The following is a 19,813-nucleotide window of genomic DNA, read 5'->3' as shown; positions in this document are numbered from 1 at the left end:
CCCATTCTCTCTACATTTCTTGATTCTTTTTTTCCAGTATAACCATTTTAGCAAATCCTTTTTTGTGTTCTTCAAACAATGCTGATAATTGAATTAATGCGTGATACTGATCTAGTGATTGCAAAATGAATTCTAGCCTCTCTTTACAATTGATCGGCTTATATGTAAGAGTGTCTAGATCAAGGAAGAACTGATCTCCTAGATCCAACACTCGTTGCTCATTACTCCAAAAAAGTAAGTCAATAAATAAAGCAACCATTAAAGTCATGATTGGCTTTGCAAAAGCTGATTTTCTTTGTCTAAATAAAAGACGAAGATTATTTTCTTCTACGCCCCAAATCTGAAAAAGTTTTGGTACATAGAAGTGTTTATCAGTCCATGGTTTGACCTCTTCAGATATATCAAAATAAAATGGACATTGACGCATTTTCTCTTCAAAGCTAATACCAGTAATAGTTATAGTCTTATCCTCAAAAAAGGGTCTGTGATAATAAACTAAAGGAATATTCATGATACTTTTTTCTTTAGTCGTTTTTGACCTTCCCGACATTCGTCTAGAAGTGGACAGTGCACGCATTGTGGTGATTGTGCCTTACAGTGGTAGCGACCAAAAAAGATCATCTGATGATGAGCATCAGACCAGCGTTCTTCGGGGATCTTTTTCATTAACGTATCTTCCACTTGCCGCACATTATCTTTCCAACGACAAATTCCTAATCTTTTTGAAATACGCTCAACATGTGTATCTACTGCAATAGCTGGAACCCCAAATGCAACAGATGTTACGACATTCGCTGTTTTTCTTCCGACACCAGCTAATTCAACTAGTTGATCTCTTTCCTTCGGTACCTCTCCATTATAGTTATCTAATAACGATTGAGATAGTTTCTGGATATTTTTAGCCTTACTTCGAAAAAGTCCAATGGAACGAATATCCTGTTCTAATTCCTCTAAAGGAACGGATAAATAATCCTCAGGCTTTTTGTATTTAGCAAACAGACCTGGGGTTACTTTGTTGACGAGAGCATCTGTACATTGTGCGGAAAGAACGACTGCGATTAACAATTCAAAAGGATTAGAATGAGTCAATTCGCACTCCGCATCTGGGAACATTTCTGCAATGACGTCTAATGCATGGATTGTTTGTTTTTTTGATTTTAAACTCATCTCTTACTCCTTTTCTACGATTGGTCAAGCCATTGAAAGCCTGGAGCTGATTCTACGCGTGCACGACTTTTTTCCTGCCTTGCAGGTTGATTATATTTTCGGAACTTCTCACCATGTGCACGTGCTTGCTCTAATGTCTGAACATTGTTTCGTTTCCACTCAAATAGGATACGATCAATGTATCGAAAATTTAATTTTCCAGAAACAACCGATTCTCTTAATGCTGCAATAATTAGAGTAGGACTATGGTGATCTTGATCTAACCACATTGACAATGTTTCAACTTCAATCGGAGAAAGCGGTCTAGAGAACTCTTCCTCAAACCGCTTGAATAATTGTCCTTCCTCTTCTTGCTGCGTCCGCTCCTTAACTTGTTGCTCTTCACCTTTTAATAATTGTAATAACTTAACCCATAGAGGTTCAAGTGAAAACACCTCAAAAAGAATGCCTTCATTGTCCCATTTCTTTTCAATTGATACAAAACCATGTTTAATCAGTCTTCCTAGTAATTCAGCACAGTCTGACATAGATAATGTCATTCGGTCACTAATTAATTCCGGGGTTGGGAATTGATCGCCCTCATCTATAAATGATTGTATATGCAAAAGAGCAACTAGCTCGTCCTCTTTTAAGCCAATTTCTTTATAATGTTTAAACAACAAAGTTGGAATTGATAGGAATCGTTGTGTTGTCCATTTACTAATTACTTTTTGATCCATGTGCAAACACCTCTTCACGTATTATAACACGATAGCACATTAATTTGAGTTGTAATTACATCCCAAAAAGGGTGTCTTTAAGGTTATAAACCTTGAGACACCCTTCTATCTTACTATGAAAGAATTATGGATATAGACGGTTTAACAAACGTGGAAATGGAATCGTTTCACGAACATGCTCTACACCGGAAATCCAAGCAACTGTTCGTTCAAGCCCTAATCCAAAGCCTGAATGAGGAACAGAACCATACTGACGTAATTCTAGATACCATTGATAATCTTCCAGTGATAATTGATGTGCTTGAATATTCTTCTTCAGCAATTCGAAATCATGTATCCGCTCAGAGCCCCCAATAATTTCACCATATCCTTCTGGAGCGATTAAATCTGCACACAAAACAACATCCTCTCTGTTCGGATCTGGTTGCATATAAAATGGCTTTAGTGAAGTTGGATAATGGGTAATGAAAACCGGTTTGTCATAGTGTTCAGCAATTGCTGTCTCATGTGGTGAACCAAAGTCATCACCCCAAACGATATCGTCAAAGCCTTTTTCTTGTAGAAAAGAAATGGCTTCATCATAAGTAATACGTGGAAATGGGGCTTCGATTTTTTCTAATTTTGATAGATCACGACCAAGTGTGTTCAACTCGATTACACAATTTTCCAGCACTGCTTTGACAACATAAGAAACATACTGCTCTTGGATTTCTAAATTCTCATTGAATTCAACAAAAGCCATCTCTGGTTCAATCATCCAGAATTCAATTAAATGTCGTCTTGTCTTAGACTTTTCGGCACGGAATGTTGGGCCGAAGGAGAACACACGTCCCATTGCCATTGCCGCTGCCTCCATGTACAATTGACCACTTTGAGATAAGTAGGCATCTTCATCGAAATATTTTGTTGCAAATAATTCCGATGTCCCTTCAGGTGCACTACCAGTTAAGATTGGTGGATCTATTTTGACAAAATCATTTTCTGTGAAAAATTGATATGTCGCTTGAATAATTTCATTTCTAATTTTCATAACTGCATGTTGACGTTTAGAACGTAACCAAAGATGACGATGGTCCATTAAAAACTCAGTTCCATGTTCTTTCGGTGTAATTGGATAGTCAACAGCTTCATGCAATACTTCAACTTTTGTTACAGTTAATTCATAGCCAGAAGGAGCTCGCTCATCTTCACGTACTATACCTGTAACGTACAATGAACTTTCCTGTGTTAAACTTTTCGCTTGTTGAAATACATCTTCACCAACATCTGCCTTTACAACGACTCCTTGTATAAAGCCTGTCCCGTCGCGTAGCTGAAGAAAAGCAATTTTCCCACTAGAACGCTTACCAGCAAGCCAAGCACCAATTGTTACTTCCTGATCTTTTGATTTACCAATCTTTCCTATTGTTGTTTTCAAAATAAACCCTCCAAAAAATTATATATGTATATCATTTATTATACTCTTCTTAAGTCTATATTTCAAAATCGACTTAAAATGAACACGAAAAAAGGGTCTGAACAAGGATTGGCTCCTTATTCAGATCCCCAAGCTGTTAAAACGTTCTTACTTTGTATGATTACGAACGAAACGCTCGATTCTTATTAAAGCTTCTTCAAGTGCGTCATAAGAAGTAGCATATGATAATCGGACGTTATTAGGTGCACCGAAACCTGAACCAGGAACCAATGCAACTTTTTCTTCTTCTAATATTGCTTCAACCCATGCATCCACTGAGTCAAAACCATTCATTTTGGCAGCTTCACTAACATTAGGAAATAAATAGAAAGCCCCTTTTGGTTTCACACACGAAACACCTGGGATCTCGACTAACTTCTCAAATACACCATTAAGACGCTCTTCAAACGCTTGTCTCATTGTTTCTACAGAGCCATCATCCTCTGTATATGCCGCAATTGTACCATATTGGGCATTTGAAGTAGGATTAGATGTACTATGACTCGCCAGATTTGTCATGGCTTTAATAATTTCCTTGTCACCAGCAGCATATCCAATTCTCCAGCCAGTCATTGAGTGGGATTTGGAGACACCATTCACGACAATTGTTTGTGCTTTTAATTCGTCCGAAAGTTGAGCGATCGATGTGTGTGTTGCCCCACCATAGACGAGCTTCTCATAAATTTCATCTGAAACAATCAGCACATCATGCTTTACACATACATCCCCAAGCTCTTTTAATTCACTTTCAGTATACATTGAACCAGTAGGATTACTAGGAGAATTAAGAATAAAAGCCTTTGTCTTCTCATTAATTGCTTGTTCGAGCTGCTCGGCAGTCACCTTAAACTCATTACTCTCAAGTCCTTCAATGTATACTGGATTTCCTCCGGCAAGCTTAACTTGCTCAGGATAACTAACCCAGTAAGGAGTTGGAATAATGACTTCATCACCATCGTCTAGAATTGCTTGAAACAATGTATAAAGAACATGTTTCGCACCAGACCCGACCAACACTTCAGCTTGTGAATAAGTAATGTGTTGATCTGCTTGAAATTTACCAATAATCGCTTCTTTTAATTTCGGTAAGCCTGCAGAAGGGGTATATTTCGTATGTCCTTCTTCCATCGAACGAACAGCGGCATCTATTATGTATTGAGGTGTATTAAAATCAGGTTCGCCCGCTCCTAAACCAATGACATCATGTCCTTCTTCCTTTAACTCCTTAGCTTTAGCGGTAATCGCTAATGTTGTTGAAGGTGTTAATGTAGATACTCTTTTTGCTAATCTCATTGTCTTCCCTCCCATTTGGTTCTACTATACACTATAGTAGCATATCGCGAATGATTCAAGTAGCAAAGTTATTGTAACGCTTATTCTACTCTTAATGTGTAGTGTTTAATGATAGATCCATCTTTAAAATCAAGATAATAATACCCTTTTCGATTGTTCTCATGAGTGAAAGTCACTTCATATACAGGTCTCTTTCGCTCATACCCTAACCGAATCGATACGATTTCTTTTATCTCTTCTTCATTATTTACTATTGCTATTGCCTCTTCCTCACTAATCCCATCTGCTGCTTCTGCCTCGTACACGTTATTAAAGGCATCAGACACCCAAATAAACAGGTTTTTTTCTTCCTCGTCTAATCCTTCGACAACATAATATGCCTCAGTACCATGATAATAGCTAATTTCATTAATTGTCTCGAGTAAGCCTTGACCATAGATATATCTTTCAACCTGTTCATACTGATGGACGAGCGGACCTCTGACTACTTGGTAGGCGTAAACACTCAATCCAGCTATGATTAAAACGACGACTAAACAACTAAGAATAATCCATTTTTTCATATTACCCCTTCTATGTCCGATAAATGGTAAAAACCATTTTTTCTTCATTTTTTTGGTCAAGTGCTAAACCAAACATTAGATCCTGCTCCTTCAACGTTCGATTTAAGGAATCAACAATTTTGTACAAGTCAGAAGTATGGTTTACTTTTACGGTTGATAATATTTCGACCCTTTGTTCCATTATAAATCCTCCACTGGATAAAGTTAATAAACATATAGTTACTCGAGCAGGTAAGAATAGTAATACGCCAATGAAAGGGGGCGTAGTTCTTGACAACTAATAACCTCGCCACAAAGCTGGCTGAGCGGTATCAAGTTGAAAAAGATAATATAGCTTTACTTCGTCGAGAAGGACTTGAATGGCATGAGGCATTTCCTGTTTCCATCCGTCAAACGTTGTTCCCTTCCATATTTCAAAAGATAAATGAAAATGAAAAACCAGAATAACATTTCGCCCACACCTCTAAAATGTTCTGCACCCTGCCCAGTGCAGAACATCTTTTATTTCTGCAAAATCCGCTGATATTCTTCATTCGCCTCAAAGACAATTCGTTCCTTATCTAATGTTAGTAGCTCTCGATTTTCAAGGAGTGGCTTTCCTTTGACATATACATCTGTCACATCTGTTCCTTTCGTAGCGTATACAAGATGTGAAATAATATGTTCTTTAGGTTGTAGATGAACCTCATTCGGTGCAACGAGGACAAAATCTGCCTCATATCCTTTTTCTATTTTCCCTAAATTTTCAAATTGTAATGCTTTTGCTCCATTGACAGTGCCCATTTTCAACGCATCCCTTGCTTGAAGGGTTGTTGGATCATGGGATTGACCTTTCTGGATTAAGGCACCCATTCTAAGCTCTTCAAATAAATCTAATGTATTATTAGAAGCAACACTATCTGTCCCGATGCCAACAGTCAATCCCTTTCTAAGCATTTCATCTACCCTTGCAACACCGGAACCTAACTTCAAATTACTGACAGGATTATAACTTACTGCAAGATCATATTCTTTCATTCGATCTAAATGAGTATCTTCCAAATACACACCATGTGCAAATAACCAATGGACATTTGAGAGTAACCCCATTTCCTCTAAATGATCAAATGGATGAATCCCGTATTGCTCTTGGTGTTTATTCACTTCAAATTGTGTTTCAGCAAGATGCATATGGACCGGAATACTCATATGACGTGCTTCTTCCACAATTCTTTCGATAAAGTCAGGTGGACAAGTATACGGAGCATGTGGGGCAAGCATAGTCTGGATACGTCCACTTGCCTTTTTATGCCATTGTTTGGCAAAAAGCTTCGCCTCATCTAGTTTAGCCTCTTGCTCTGATTTCGGACAAAGTCCAATCATTGACCTCATTAAACTTGCTCGCATTCCAACTTCTTCAATTCTTTCTGCGAAATCGTCCATGAAAAGATGATACATTTCTAAAAATGTCGTTGTTCCAGAAAGGATCATTTCAGCCATAGCCATATCTCTTCCTGCTCTAACTGCTTGACGGTCCTGTTTAGCTTCAAATGGCCACATCTTCTCTTCTAACCAGCGATGTAATGGCAAGTCATCTGAGTGACCTCTAAGAAGTGCCATCCCTTTATGTCCATGTGTATTAATTAAACCAGGTAATAGCCATTTTCCTTGTCCATTTACGATACGCCCTACTTCACTTATTAACTCATCTGTTGGTTCACCACTATTGACTGTATGAAACATACCATCCTTTATTAGGACATAGCCATAAACAAGTTCAGGTTCTGTCATTGTAACGATCGATACATTTTTAATTAGAACTGACACAATTCCACCTCACTTCTTTCATTTATCGTAGTTACAAATATTCCTTATTCTGTTCCAGTAAATCCTCTAACTTCCCTTCTTGAACAGAGATATCAGGAAGTGATTTAATAAATTGTTTTCCGTATCGTGAAGTAGAGATTCGTCGATCAAATACAAAAACAGAACCTTTATCTCTACTCGTACGTATTAATCGACCAAACCCTTGCTTAAAACGAATAATCGCTTGTGGGAGGGAGATTGACATAAATGGATTTTGTCCTTCTTGTTTCGCTTTTTCATACTGTGCTTGTAGCAACGGTTCATCTGGTGGAGAAAATGGCAGCCTAACAATGACAACTGTTCGTAATTCATCCCCAGGTAAATCAATCCCTTCCCAAAAACTACTTGTTCCAAATAATATCGCATGTTCACTTTGTTTAAACATTTTCATTAATTTGGCTCGGCTTCCAGTTGTAACACCTTGTCCAATTAACTGTAAGGTCCCAAACTCATTTAAATCTTTAACATTTTCATAGACTTGTCTGAGCATTTCGTAGGAGGTGAATAAAACAAGCATTTTTCCTTTTGTTACATCTGCTACTCTCCAAAGCTTACTTGCGAGTTCCATTGCAAATATAGTATCTGGAACATCTTTAATTGCAGGGATATCCGTTGGCAAAAGCAGCTTCGCTTGATCAATATAAGAAAATGGAGAAGGAATGATACATGTCTTTGCTGCAAAATCTTCTAAGCCAAGTCTTCTCTCCTGATATGAGAAGGAGCCATTAACAGATAAGGTTGCCGAAGTAAGAATAACGCTCTTTTTCTTCGCGAAAAATTTATCTGCCAGCAGTTCCGCTACATCGATTGGTTTACTATATAAGTACGTAGCGTTTCTAGCTCCACGTGGTTCAATTTCAATCCAATAGACAACATTCGGATCCGCTTCAAGCAAAAGTTCATATAGGTTTTGTTCTTGCTCATACAGCGATTCAATTAAACCCTCTAAATCGGCCAATTGTGCCTTTTCAGAATAGGCTAACTGTTCCTTGATTTCAGTTAATGGCTTAATAGATGCTCTAAGATCAGCGAGCGTATCCTTCGTCTGCATATGAACGCGCATCGTACATTCCAATATTGATTGCCACTGTGTTCCATATTCTTGATAGCTATTATATCTGTATCGAATACGGCCGACATCTGTCGAGCTCGCTTGTCTATTTCTTAACACATATGCATGTAGCATCCTAAATAACTCATCGATTTCTTCCTTTAGTAGAATAAGACGTTTTGAGTTAGTACCCAGATTTGCCATTGGTAGCTTGTGTTGCTCTAGCAAGCGAACCATTTGTTCATGCCAGCCGAATTCCTGATCAATACCAAAACGCTGAAAGATATGTGAAAAAGCAAAGTAATCCGTATTTATCCCTAAATGACTACTCGCTGTTTCTTCTAAATGATGGGCTTCATCAATAATCGCATGGGTATAGCTAGGAAGAATTCTCTGTTCATTAACAAGATCTGTACATAATAATGAATGGTTTGTAATAACGATATCTGCCTGTAATGCATTTTGTCTGGCCCTATGATAAAAACATCTTGAAAGCCACGGGCTGAATCTTCCTAGGTCATCAGCAGCATTGCTTTGGACTTCATACCAAAATGCTTTTGCTCCAGTAGGGATATTTATTTCTTCTACATCACCTGTTTCCGTTTCGGTTAACCAAACGAGTAGCATTGATTTTGTTAATAGAACATCATAACTATCATGTTCAGCCTGTAATGATTGTTCGAATTTCCTTAAACATAAATAGTGACTTCTTCCTTTAAGCAAAGCAATTTTCACAGAAAAAGGAATCAATTTCTCAATTAATGGTAAATCCCTAGATAACAACTGCTCTTGAAGAGGAATGGTCTGTGTACTTATAATCACAGGTTGATTCGTATTCCTTGCAAAAAAGACTGCAGGTAGTAAATAGGCCAAGGACTTCCCTGTTCCAGTTCCAGCTTCAATCAATTTATACTCATTTAATTGAAAGGCTTCATCGACTTCAACCATCATTTGCTTTTGCCCTTGTCGTAATTCATAGTGATCAAATGCCGACGACATTTTTTCCTCGAATGTTGTTGCGAGAAATTCAGAAAACTGAATATCAGTAGGAGCATTCTTTTTTTCTTCAGCAGGCATTTTCTTTAGAGCCAATTGCCTAAAACAGTCATAGTCCTCTTCAGTCTTATGAAACGTTAGCTTACGTAAAATTATTTCATCGAGTAATGGCTCAAGATCACTTTTGAATTTCCTCGACATTGGTGCAAGTGTTTGTAATGTTAATAGAGGCAACTGCTCTAATTTATGTAATAATTTCAAAAATAACGTTGCAGTTACATCTGCATCACTATCTGCTTGATGCGGACGGTCATGATCATAGCCAAGTTGCTCTGCTAATTGACTAAGTTTATAGCTTTCCTGCTTAGGAAGTAAAATTCGCGACAATTCAACTGTATCGAAAACAGAAAGATTGGGGAAATCATAGCCTTCCATTTCCATTTGTCTTTGCAAAAACGTCCGATCAAAATCGACATTATGAGCCACAAACTGACTTTGATCTAATAAAGTAACGAGTGTTGGGATAATCGAATGGAAGGTAGGTGCATTTTCAACCATTTCATCGGTAATTCCCGTTAAATCTCTAATAAATGGCGGAATCGCCATTCCAGGGTTAACAAAAGTAGAATAGGTATCAACAATTTCGTTTCCTGAAATGACAACAGCTCCAATTTGAATAATTCGATCACCCTTTGTAACAGAATGACCTGTTGTTTCAATATCAATTACTACATAACGCTTATTCATACACACACCTCAATTTAATAACACCCAAACATAAATAGAAAAGCGATAACTCTTTCTACTCCAATGCTTCAAATTTGAACATAGGATCGCTCTGACTAAGCCAAGAAAGCGACTTTTTTAGATTTTTATTTTTTGAATCCTGACTTAAAGCTTGTTTAAAAAGCTGTAGAGATTCATCTTTATTTCCTACAAGTGCCATATTCCATGCTAACCCATGTAAAACGTCCAATGATGTCCCGTGCTTTTCTTTTACTCGTTCATAACAATGAATAGCTGCCTGATGGTGCCCGTGCCACTCACATATATAAGCTAATGCGTTAAGGGCTTCAGTTGTATTTAATAAGTGAATAGCGGTTGTCCACGCTGACCACGCATCATCATGTAGTTGCTCTTCCCAATAACAGTAGCCAAGGAAAAAAAAAGCTTCTCCATCCTCAGGGACATTTGTAACATACGTTTCAAAAAATGTTCTAGCAAGCGAATACATGTTTAGTGAATAATAACAGATGCCTAAATTATACACGACATCATCTGTTGAAGTAAGTCTATATGCTTTATCAAAATAGACAGTGGCTTCTTCGATCTGGTTTAATCGAATATTTAGACAACCGAGTCCAATGTTCGCAAAGTGCTTAATTAAAGGGTGGGTGGCCACTTGAACAACATAAATAAATGGTTCCTTAGCTCTTTCGTATTGATCTTCATACAAATAAGCAAAGCCCAGATACAATCTTCTGATTTCATCCTCTGTCCCTGTAGGCTTTTCATTCTTTAGAGCATGAACTGCTTGAGCAAACATATCTATTTCAAAGAAGGTCGTTCCCTTTGACGTGTAATATGTGTCTAAGAAATGATTGTCTTTCTTTGTTTCAAGCTGTTGAATTTTCTCGTCTAATTCTATCCACTGATCTAACAGCATTCCAGCTGTTTCTTCTAAATAGCTAAGCTTTTCTTCTTGCTCGCTCTTCGATAAGAGCGACCATTTTTTTTCAGTTTCATTAAGTACTTCAAGCCACTGCGAATCATCCATAAAAAAAGCCCTCCTCTCGGTCACTTATTATAAAGTGTTCAACGAACAAGGAGGGAATATGCGGTTTAGCGTACGGTAGAAGCTGGCTCTGTACCTAAAATTTCCTCAATTTCATTATGCTCATTCATAATTGCCACTTTAGGTTGATGCGACTTCAATTCTTCTTCAGAAAACATCGCATAAGATATGACAATAATGATATCACCTTCTTGAACAAGCCTAGCTGCTGCCCCGTTCAAGCACATCATCCTACTACCTCTTGGGCCTTTTATAACATATGTTTCAAGCCTAGCACCATTGTTATTATTAACAATTTGGACTTTTTCATTTTCCACGATATCTACAGCATTCATAATATCTTCATCGATTGTAATACTTCCTACATAGTTTAAATTTGACTCTGTTACACGAGCTCGATGGATTTTCGCCTTCATCATCGTTCTATACATTATTCTTCCTCCTTAATATGGATGATGTCATTATCAATTAACCTTGCGTGTTCGTAACGATAAGCTAAGGCGATGATAATTTGACCTTTTAGTGTATCGTCTATTTCTAAGTCAGGATAGGAAAGAACTTCTACGTAATCAATTTGCCCTAACCCTTGAGCTAACCTGCGCTTCATCATATCGACAACTTTTGTACGATTTGTTTCACCAGCTTGGATCAGTGCTCTAGCTTCTTGCAATGTTTTGTAAAGGAAGGGTGCCTCGATACGCTCTCTTTCAGTCAAATAAACATTCCTTGAACTTTTCGCAAGACCATCGACTTCACGAATCGTCGGACATGGAATGACAGTGACAGGTATATTAAATGATTCGACCATATTCATGATGATCGCGAGTTGCTGAGCATCCTTTTGTCCAAAATAGGCATTAGTTGGTTGGACAAGTTGAAACAACTTCATCACAACTGTTGCAACACCGTCAAAGTGACCAGGTCTACTTTGCCCACAAAGAACATCGACCCCTTTAGTAACCGTTATTGTCATAGGCATCTCTTTCGGATACATTTCAGCCACAGCTGGATAAAATAAAATATCGACACCATTTTTAGTGGCTATTTGTTCATCACGTTCAAAATCACGAGGATAACGGTCAAGATCTTCATTTACACCAAATTGTAGTGGATTAACAAAAATACTTAAAACAACAACGTCATTATTTTCACGGGCATGTTGTAATAAACTTTGATGACCTTCATGAAGAAAACCCATTGTTGGAACAAACCCTATTGATTTACTAAAGCTTCTCTCTTGTTGAATACATGTTCTGAGTTCACTTATTGTTTTAATTATTTTCATGTGAGCCCCCGTAGAGCATGTCAAGTTCAGCTTCAGACATCGTAAAACTCTCTTTTTGACTTGGAAAACTCTTGTCCTTTACTTCTTTTACATAGGATTCAATTGCCCCTTTAATCGAAACCGAGACATTTGTATAAGTTTTAACAAATTTCGGGACATGTCCTGCCCCATAACCAATCACATCATGATACACCAATACTTGTCCATCAGTGTCAATGCCAGCACCGATCCCTATAATTGGAATCTTACAAGTCTCAGCTAACAATTTCCCTACATTTTGTGGAACACATTCAACAACAATTGCTACAGCACCGGCTTCTTCTAACTTTAATGCATCATTTATTAGCTTCTTAGCTTCTTCCGCTTCTTTTCCTTGAACCTTATACCCACCTAAGACACCAACAGATTGCGGTGTTAAGCCTAAGTGACCAATAATCGGTACACCTGCTTTTGTTAATTTAGCAACCGTTTCAATTACTTCATCAGCACCTTCGAGTTTCAAGGCATGTGCTCCACCTTCTTGCATAAGAGAACTCGCTGCAAGTAGTGTATGTTGAAAATCGCCATGATAAGAAAGAAATGGCATATCTGTGACAATAAATGTATTTGGTGCTCCACGTCTCACGGCTTTTGTATGGTGTAGCATATCTTCAACGGTTACAGGAATTGTTGAATCATATCCAAGGACAACCATTCCTAATGAATCGCCAACAAGAATCATCTCAACCCCTGCTTCTTCGACAAGTCTAGCTGAAGGTGCGTCATATGCAGTCATCATTGTGATTTTTTCATTATCGTGTTTCATTTTTTTAAATGTACCAGTTGTTTTCATGAGATAGTCCTCCTATTTTTTGAGAGGAGATGATCAAACACAAAAAAATCCACTTCCAAAGCGAAAGAGGATTAAACATCTTAAAGAAACTATTTTTATTGGCATAAAAACAGATGGTTTGAACTCCTCTGTCCTAGTCTTTTCGATCAAGGCAGATCATTATCATTAAATTTAGCTTTCTATTTCTGGTGCAGTTCTTATAAGATACCGCCCACTTATCCATTATATCAAGAGTTCGACATTAGTTCTATATCAGCGGAATAAATTTGGTGAACCTCTCCTAGTTGATCCTCAAGCAACAGACAACCTTCATCTGAGATTCCTTTTGCAAAACCATATATGCTACTCTTTGCAGTTTTGGCTGTTAAATAGGTGCCAATACTATTAGAGTGAGTCTCCCAAAGTGTTCGAATCGTTGAAAATCCATCGGTGAGATATAATTCATATAATGTTTCTAATTCTAAAAGAATAACACTAATAAGTGCTGCACGGTCAACATCACTGCCTTTTTCAATGGCTAAGGATGTTGCGATCCCTAAAATCTCAGAATCTAAATCAGTTGCATGATGATTGACATTAATGCCAATTCCTATAATAACAGAATGAACAAAGTCAGGATCTGCTTGCATTTCAGTTAGAATTCCAACGACCTTTTTTCCATTTAGTAGAACATCATTGGGCCATTTAATATCGGCTGATAATCCAGTTTGTTTTTTTATCGCACGAACGACAGCAACTGCAGTAAGTAATGTCAATTGTGGCGTTTCCTGCGGGGAAAGCTTTGGTCTGAGAATAACACTCATAGAAATACTTGCACCGGCACGGGAATACCATTTTCTTGCAAGGCGTCCCTTCCCCGATGTTTGCTCATTTGCAACAACAAGATGTCCTTCGTTTACTCCCTCTTGGGCTAACTTGTGAGCAATGATTTGAGTTGATTCAGTTGACTCAAAGTACGTTTGCTCTTGTCCAAGTCTTTTCGTGGTAAGACTTGATTTAATATCATGCGGTTGAATACTATCCCCTTTTTTTATAAGACGATAGCCCTTACGGGGAGCTGATTGTAATTCATAACCACTTTTCCTCAGTGCATCAATATGCTTCCAAATAGCTGTTCGCGAACAACCTAAAGCCTCACTTATTTTTTCGCCAGATACGTATTGCCCCTCATGCTCATTAAATATTTTTAATAACTGCTCTTTCATTACTTTCTCCTCCTCTCTAACCATTCAAGTAAGCATTCTTTCTCATTCTCACAGTTATTTGTCACGACTGCTTCTTCAGCTGCACGAAGCTCATCCTTAATCCAAGGTCCTGATTGCTTATTTGTTTCATTTAATAAGTCTCGGCCGGTAATGGCTAATTCAGAACGAGAATGAATTGGAATTAAACCCCAGATCTGTTCAAGCTCTGTACCTTTGTACGCCGCTTCACCTAAAAGACTTCGAATATATTCGATATCTTTTGCGACTTGAATGGTTGTATCGTATAAGGATAAGTTAGTCCAGAGCTGTTCCGTTCTAAGCCAATACCCTACCAACCTTTTGTTGACATCACGGATTAATTGACTAGATAAGGCTAGGCACTTTAATATATTTGCATTGTCTACGTTCAGTACTAAGCAATAAACAGTCCAACAAACAACATCAGTCTCATCTTGATCGATGTCAAGACGAGACAATTTATTAAGGACATCTTTATCTAAAGTTAAACCAGGAATCGATTCGTACATAGAAGAATTAATCAATAATTTAAAAGCACTCTGACGATGGATTCCTTTAAACAGCTTTAACCATTCTTTTGCTACACGCTCCACTGCAACACTATGTAGTATTGAATGGTTAGAATAAATTACTTTCATTAAATCTTCATCAACAGCAAAACCAAGTTCACTAACAAATCTTGCCACTCTAAGCATTCGTAACGGGTCATCTGTCATTGTCTTTACTGGATCAACTGATCTTAGATATCTACCTTGTAAATCCTTTTCACCGTTTGCTGGATCAATGAGGTTACCTTCAACATCCATTGCCATACTATTAATGGTAAGGTCTCTTTCAAACAGATCTTGTTGGAGCGAATCTCCACGAAATGTCGTTACCTCATATAGCTGACTATTTAGACGGACAATAACTGTTTGATGTTCAGTATTCATCTGAATTGTTTTCGGAAATAGGGAGCGAATCTCATCGGGTTGAGCCGATGTGACGATATCAATGTCAGCACTTCTGCGGTTTAACAAGAAATCTCTGACTGCCCCCCCAACAATATATGCATGAAAACCTTCTTTATTTAAGGTAGACAGGATTTCGTTTGCTTCCTCCATTTGCTTCACAATTGAATTCCTCTTTTCAACTATCTATCAATTTCTAAGCATTTGAATATATAAATTCTCATATTGACTAACAATCAATTCAGATGCAAATACTTTTTGTACGCGCTCTATTCCTTTAGTAGAAAAGGAGAGATATTTAGTTTCATCTTGCAATAATTCTAATGCTTTTTCTGCTACACAATCTATGTCGCCAACTGGACATAGGAAGCCAGTTTCATCATCGACAATGACTTCAGGAATTCCACCGGCCACTGTACCTATAACAGGTACACCACAGGCCATTGCTTCAAGTGCAACGAGACCAAAGCTTTCTTTCTCACTAAGCAATAGCATTAGATCACTCATTGATAGAAGTTCAGAAATATGTTTTTGATTACCAAGTAACAATACATTCTCCTCAATGTTTAATTCCTTAATTAGCTTTCTAACAACAACCAATTCAGGACCATCACCAATAAGAAGTAACTTCGCCTTCATTTTATCAGCTATTTTAGCAAAGCTTTTTACTACATCTGGTACTCGTTTAACTTGCCTAAAATTCGAAATATGTATAATAACTTTCTCGTCTTCTTTAATATCATAGTGTTCTTTTAAATGATCGACATTTTTTTTAGTATACACACGTTCATCAATAAAATTATAAACAGTCTCGATCGATTTTTGCGTGTGAACAAGATCATGTGTTTGTGAGACAAGATCATCTGAGACAGCCGTAACACAGTCTGACTTTTCGATTGCGAATCGAATAATCTCTTTTAAGGATGGATCATAGCCGAGAACTGTAATATCCGTTCCGTGAAGTGTTGTCATGATTTTAATCTCATCATTTCGCATTTGTTTCGCTAAAATAGCACAAATCGCATGTGGTACCGCATAATGCACATGTATAATATCTAGTTTTTGTCGCTTAGCGATTTCAGCCATTTTACTTGCTAATGTTAAATCGTATGGTGGGTATTGAAACACTGAGTATTGATTCACTTCAACTTCATGGTAGTAAACATTGGGATATACACGATCTAATCTAAATGGAACACTTGAGGTAATGAAATGGACCTCATGGCCTCTTTCGGCCAGAAGTTTTCCGAGTTCTGTAGCAAGAACACCTGAACCACCTACAGTGGGATAGCAACTAATTCCGATACGTAGCTTCATTCCTGTCTTTCCCCTCCAGTAAACAAATCACTAACCAATAAAGGCTTTGATGTTTTAAATCCCTCTGCATAAGTGACCGCTGTTTCTTTCCCAAATAAATGATCTCTTGCTTTTACGACAGTAACATAATTATTTGTTAACGGTGTCTGTACAGAGTTTTCTGTAGTAACGAATTGACTCTTATAAGCAAGTAAAGCAGATTCTTTTTGTTCCACATAACTTGAAATATCGATCACAAAGTCAGGTCGTTCATATCCATTTATAAAATAATAGAAAAGATCATTCGGTTTAAATGCATCTAGATTGTCCTTACATATATAACGACGAATCCCCGCATTAAATACTGCTTGTTTAATCACATTGGCACAGTCACCATGATCAGGGTGGCGGTCAATCTTATAAGGGGCAAAGATAAAGGTTGGCTTATATAAACGAATAACAGAAACAATTTCAGCTAACTGCTCATTTGAAATTTGAGATAATCCTCTGTCTGGAAGGGCAAGCTGAATTCGTTTAGTTAGACCTAGAAACTCACTAGCTTGTGCAGCTTCTAGTTGACGTAATTCAGGAGTGCCATTTGAAGAAAGCTCAGCCATTGTTAAGTCACAAATGCCAACCTTATAACCCATTTCACTATACTTTGCTAAGGTACCACCCATTCCAATTTCAACATCATCAGGATGTGCACCGAATGCTAGTATATCCAGCCTACTCATTCACTTTGTCCTTTCTTGCATCTCTCCAAGCGAAATCTCCACGCTCTAGGCCCTTTATTAAAATTTCAGCTGTTCCTAAATTCGTAGCTAGTGGTACTTGTTGTAAATCACATAGTCTTACAAGGGCAATGACGTCAGGCTCATGTGGCTGTGCAGTCAATGGATCTCTGAAAAACAAAATGAGATCGAGCTTATTTTCGGCAACTAATGCTCCAATTTGCTGATCACCACCAAGTGGACCTGAATTGAACAGAGTGACATGAAGACCTGTCGCTTCCATTACTTTTGTCCCTGTTGTACCAGTTCCAACTAATTCGTGTTCAGCCAGAATATTTTGATAAGCAATTGCAAAAGTAATCATATCGTTTTTCTTTTTGTCGTGTGCAATTAAAGCGATTCTCATCCCGATTTCTCCCCTTTTTACTCTATAATATGTTCTAGACCATAAACTAGAGTATCAATTTTTAATACTGTCTCTACAGCAAGCTTCACACCTGGCATAAATGATGCTCGATTCATTGAATCGTGTCGAATCGTTAGTGTTTGACCTTCCCCACCAAAAATAACTTCCTGATGTGCCACCAAACCAGGTAAACGGACACTGTGAATCCGCATTCCTTCAAAATCTGCTCCACGTGCACCTGCAAGTTCTTCTTTTTCAAGCTCATTTCCTTGTTTTTTCGCTTCGCGGACTTCGGCAATTAACTGAGCCGTTTTCAATGCTGTCCCAGAAGGGGCATCAAGCTTTCGGTCATGATGTCTTTCAATAATCTCTACATCAGGCAAAAATTTAGCAGCAAGCTGTGAAAACTTCATCATTAAAATAGCTCCAATAGCAAAGTTCGGAGCAATAATTGCACCAAGCCCCTTTTCTTCAGCCATCTTTCTTAACTCAGAAATATCTTCATCTGAAAAACCTGTTGTCCCGACAACCGGTCTCACACCATTAGCAAAGGCAATCTCCATATGCTTACGACCGAATGCAGGAGAAGTTAAATCAATTAATACATCTGCTTGATGTTGTTCAAAACAATTTTGCATATCTGTATAAACGGGAACTGAAAGTCCTGAAAAACCCTCAACGTCTTCTAGTAGCTTACCGTCATTTCTAGAATCAACAACAGCGACTAGATCAAATGTATCGGTCTTGGCAACGAGTTGAACAGCCTCACGTCCCATATTCCCTCTTGGCCCTGCTACCACAATTTTAATCCTTTTAGTCATTTAACGCACCCTCTTCTTCTAATCTTGTCCAACGATTTTTATCTCGAGTATTAAATTTCGTCATTACGAGGTCAAAAGCCTCTTCTAAATCAATATGTAAGGAATTAGCGAAACAAATTAACACAAACAGTATATCGCCCATTTCTTGTTCCATCGTCTTAGTTGCTTCCGTATCCTTCTTTGGTTTTTCACCGTAGAAGTGATTGACTTCGCGAGCGAGTTCACCAACCTCCTCGCTCATCCGTGCGAGCATCGCAAGTGGACTGAAATAACCTTCCTTGAATTGACCTATATACTTATCAACTTCCTCTTGCATTTGAACCATTGATTTATCCATGTTCTCACCTTCCTTTCTACATGTTAGCGAATTGTTGTTTATTTGACAAATAGTAAATCTCGATTTGATGGTTTCCATTACTTTCTATATAATGATCAATGCTAGTTGTAGTCAAGCTAAATTTAGGAGGAGATCGTTATTCTTCAACATGTTCGAATTAAAAATATCTTTTTTATTTTACTTGGTTCTGCTATTTTATCATTTGGGCTTGTTTATTTTAACATGGAAAATAATTTAGCAGATGGTGGCTTTACGGGAATCACGCTCATTTTATTTTTTATTTTCGGATTTAACCCAGCAATTAGTAATCTCGTTCTAAATATTCCTTTGTTTTTTCTGGGTTGGAAAATACTAGGTAGAACTACTTTCATCTACACCATTATTGGCACTATAGGTGTTTCGATCTTTCTAGAAGTCTTTCAGCGTTACACGATGGTAAAGATCCCTCTTCATGATGATATGACGCTTGCCGCATTGTTTGCTGGTGTCTTCATCGGTGTCGGACTAGGGATTGTCTTTAGATATGGTGGGACTACTGGTGGTGTTGATATAATAGCTAAGCTTGGATTTAAATATCTTGGCTGGAGTATGGGGAAAACAATGTTTATGTTTGATGCCCTTGTTATAGCTACATCCTTACTCTACTTGAATTACCGAGAAGCCATGTATACATTAGTCGCAGTCTTTATCGCAGCAAAGGTAATTGACTTTATCCAACAGGGTGCGTATTCAGCGAAAGCCTCATTTATTATATCAGATCATGTTCAAGAAATTGCTGACAAAATTTTAAAAGAGATGGACCGTGGCGCAACTGTTCTACAAGGAAAAGGAACATTTACTGGAAATGAAAAAGAGGTCCTATATTGTGTTGTTGGTAGGAATGAATTAATTAGATTGAAATCGCTAGTTGAACAAATAGATCCACATGCGTTTGTAACTGTAAATGATGTACAGGACGTTATTGGAGAAGGCTTTACATTAGATGAGAACAAAAAGCCAATTTTGTGAACAGATATATGTTAAAAAAAGTCCAGTAAAGAGGAT

General features: G+C 37.7%; 22 protein-coding genes. 2 read left to right on the top strand and 20 right to left on the bottom strand.

Translation table 11 applies throughout. From position 1 onward, the window contains the following. Positions 1-10: 10 nt before the first annotated feature. The 7 genes from J7W16_RS05755 to J7W16_RS05725 form a co-directional block, all read right to left on the bottom strand. Positions 11-511, bottom strand: coding sequence for a YpoC family protein (locus J7W16_RS05755; RefSeq protein WP_210596321.1), 501 nt, complete (start codon positions 509-511; stop codon positions 11-13). Next, positions 508-1,167, bottom strand: coding sequence for an endonuclease III (nth, locus tag J7W16_RS05750; RefSeq protein ID WP_210596320.1), 660 nt, complete (start codon positions 1,165-1,167; stop codon positions 508-510). The genes J7W16_RS05755 and nth overlap by 4 nt, the downstream gene beginning before the upstream one ends. 14 nt (positions 1,168-1,181) lie before the next feature. Further along, on the bottom strand, positions 1,182-1,886 hold the full coding sequence (locus J7W16_RS05745) for a DnaD domain-containing protein (RefSeq protein WP_210596319.1): 705 nt from the start codon (positions 1,884-1,886) through the stop codon (positions 1,182-1,184). A 124-nt stretch (positions 1,887-2,010) separates the two neighbouring features. Then, a complete protein-coding gene (gene asnS, locus J7W16_RS05740) occupies positions 2,011-3,303 on the bottom strand; it encodes an asparagine--tRNA ligase (protein WP_210596318.1) in 1,293 nt (430 codons plus the stop codon). 147 nt (positions 3,304-3,450) lie between these two features. Continuing rightward, positions 3,451-4,635: a pyridoxal phosphate-dependent aminotransferase gene (locus J7W16_RS05735; protein WP_210596317.1), complete on the bottom strand. Its 1,185-nt coding sequence runs from the start codon at positions 4,633-4,635 to the stop codon at positions 3,451-3,453. Positions 4,636-4,715: 80 nt separating this feature from the next. Next, entirely contained in the window at positions 4,716-5,198 is a 483-nt protein-coding gene (locus J7W16_RS05730) for a cell wall elongation regulator TseB-like domain-containing protein (protein WP_210596316.1), read from the bottom strand. 10 nt (positions 5,199-5,208) lie between these two features. Continuing rightward, on the bottom strand, positions 5,209-5,379 hold the full coding sequence (locus J7W16_RS05725; protein ID WP_210596315.1) for a YpmA family protein: 171 nt from the start codon (positions 5,377-5,379) through the stop codon (positions 5,209-5,211). 89 nt (positions 5,380-5,468) lie between these two features. Between J7W16_RS05725 and J7W16_RS05720 the strand changes: the two genes are divergently transcribed. Then, on the top strand, positions 5,469-5,645 hold the full coding sequence (locus tag J7W16_RS05720; protein WP_210596314.1) for a hypothetical protein: 177 nt from the start codon (positions 5,469-5,471) through the stop codon (positions 5,643-5,645). A 54-nt stretch (positions 5,646-5,699) separates the two neighbouring features. On the opposite strand, the gene J7W16_RS05715 is transcribed toward J7W16_RS05720, so the two are convergent. The 13 genes from J7W16_RS05715 to J7W16_RS05655 all read right to left on the bottom strand — a co-directional run bounded on the left by J7W16_RS05715 (position 5,700) and on the right by J7W16_RS05655 (position 18,769). Further along, a complete protein-coding gene (locus J7W16_RS05715; protein ID WP_210596313.1) occupies positions 5,700-7,004 on the bottom strand; it encodes an amidohydrolase in 1,305 nt (434 codons plus the stop codon). 31 nt (positions 7,005-7,035) lie between these two features. Beyond that, the gene (gene dinG / locus J7W16_RS05710; protein WP_210596312.1) at positions 7,036-9,837 is read right to left on the bottom strand and encodes an ATP-dependent DNA helicase DinG; all 2,802 of its coding nucleotides are present in this window, start codon (positions 9,835-9,837) and stop codon (positions 7,036-7,038) included. A 55-nt stretch (positions 9,838-9,892) separates the two neighbouring features. Beyond that, positions 9,893-10,867, bottom strand: coding sequence for a tetratricopeptide repeat protein (locus tag J7W16_RS05705; RefSeq protein ID WP_210596311.1), 975 nt, complete (start codon positions 10,865-10,867; stop codon positions 9,893-9,895). Positions 10,868-10,932: 65 nt separating this feature from the next. Then, positions 10,933-11,316, bottom strand: a complete 384-nt coding sequence (gene panD, locus J7W16_RS05700) for an aspartate 1-decarboxylase (RefSeq protein WP_210596310.1) — start codon at positions 11,314-11,316, stop codon at positions 10,933-10,935. Beyond that, a complete protein-coding gene (gene panC / locus J7W16_RS05695; protein ID WP_210596309.1) occupies positions 11,316-12,170 on the bottom strand; it encodes a pantoate--beta-alanine ligase in 855 nt (284 codons plus the stop codon). The genes panD and panC overlap by 1 nt, the downstream gene beginning before the upstream one ends. Then, the gene (gene panB / locus J7W16_RS05690; RefSeq protein ID WP_210596308.1) at positions 12,157-13,002 is read right to left on the bottom strand and encodes a 3-methyl-2-oxobutanoate hydroxymethyltransferase; all 846 of its coding nucleotides are present in this window, start codon (positions 13,000-13,002) and stop codon (positions 12,157-12,159) included. The genes panC and panB overlap by 14 nt, the downstream gene beginning before the upstream one ends. Before the next feature lie 227 nt (positions 13,003-13,229). After that, positions 13,230-14,207, bottom strand: a complete 978-nt coding sequence (locus J7W16_RS05685) for a biotin--[acetyl-CoA-carboxylase] ligase (RefSeq protein WP_210596307.1) — start codon at positions 14,205-14,207, stop codon at positions 13,230-13,232. Next, a complete protein-coding gene (locus J7W16_RS05680; RefSeq protein ID WP_246879897.1) occupies positions 14,207-15,328 on the bottom strand; it encodes a CCA tRNA nucleotidyltransferase in 1,122 nt (373 codons plus the stop codon). The genes J7W16_RS05685 and J7W16_RS05680 overlap by 1 nt, the downstream gene beginning before the upstream one ends. A 36-nt stretch (positions 15,329-15,364) precedes the next feature. Then, positions 15,365-16,492, bottom strand: coding sequence for an N-acetyl-alpha-D-glucosaminyl L-malate synthase BshA (gene bshA, locus J7W16_RS05675; protein ID WP_210596305.1), 1,128 nt, complete (start codon positions 16,490-16,492; stop codon positions 15,365-15,367). After that, positions 16,489-17,208 (bottom strand): bacillithiol biosynthesis deacetylase BshB1, encoded by a 720-nt coding sequence (bshB1, locus tag J7W16_RS05670; protein WP_210596304.1) that lies wholly within the window; start codon positions 17,206-17,208, stop codon positions 16,489-16,491. Before bshB1 ends, bshA begins: the two co-directional genes overlap by 4 nt. Then, the gene (locus J7W16_RS05665; protein ID WP_210596303.1) at positions 17,201-17,611 is read right to left on the bottom strand and encodes a methylglyoxal synthase; all 411 of its coding nucleotides are present in this window, start codon (positions 17,609-17,611) and stop codon (positions 17,201-17,203) included. The genes bshB1 and J7W16_RS05665 overlap by 8 nt, the downstream gene beginning before the upstream one ends. Positions 17,612-17,628: 17 nt before the next feature. Continuing rightward, entirely contained in the window at positions 17,629-18,432 is an 804-nt protein-coding gene (gene dapB, locus J7W16_RS05660; protein WP_210596302.1) for a 4-hydroxy-tetrahydrodipicolinate reductase, read from the bottom strand. Then, positions 18,425-18,769 carry a nucleotide pyrophosphohydrolase gene (locus J7W16_RS05655; protein WP_210596301.1) on the bottom strand — a complete coding sequence of 115 codons (345 nt, stop codon included), beginning with the start codon at positions 18,767-18,769 and terminating at the stop codon, positions 18,425-18,427. The genes dapB and J7W16_RS05655 overlap by 8 nt, the downstream gene beginning before the upstream one ends. A 138-nt stretch (positions 18,770-18,907) precedes the next feature. On the opposite strand from J7W16_RS05655, the gene J7W16_RS05650 reads away from it, so the two are divergent. Beyond that, positions 18,908-19,777 carry a YitT family protein gene (locus J7W16_RS05650; protein WP_210596649.1) on the top strand — a complete coding sequence of 290 codons (870 nt, stop codon included), beginning with the start codon at positions 18,908-18,910 and terminating at the stop codon, positions 19,775-19,777. Positions 19,778-19,813: the final 36 nt, after the last annotated feature.

This window comes from Halalkalibacter suaedae, from assembly GCF_017939705.1.
Classification (GTDB): Bacteria; Bacillota; Bacilli; order Bacillales; family Bacillaceae_D; genus Halalkalibacter; species Halalkalibacter suaedae.
The sequence above is the reverse complement of the archived record's forward strand: the minus strand, read 5'-3'. Positions and strand labels throughout refer to the sequence as shown.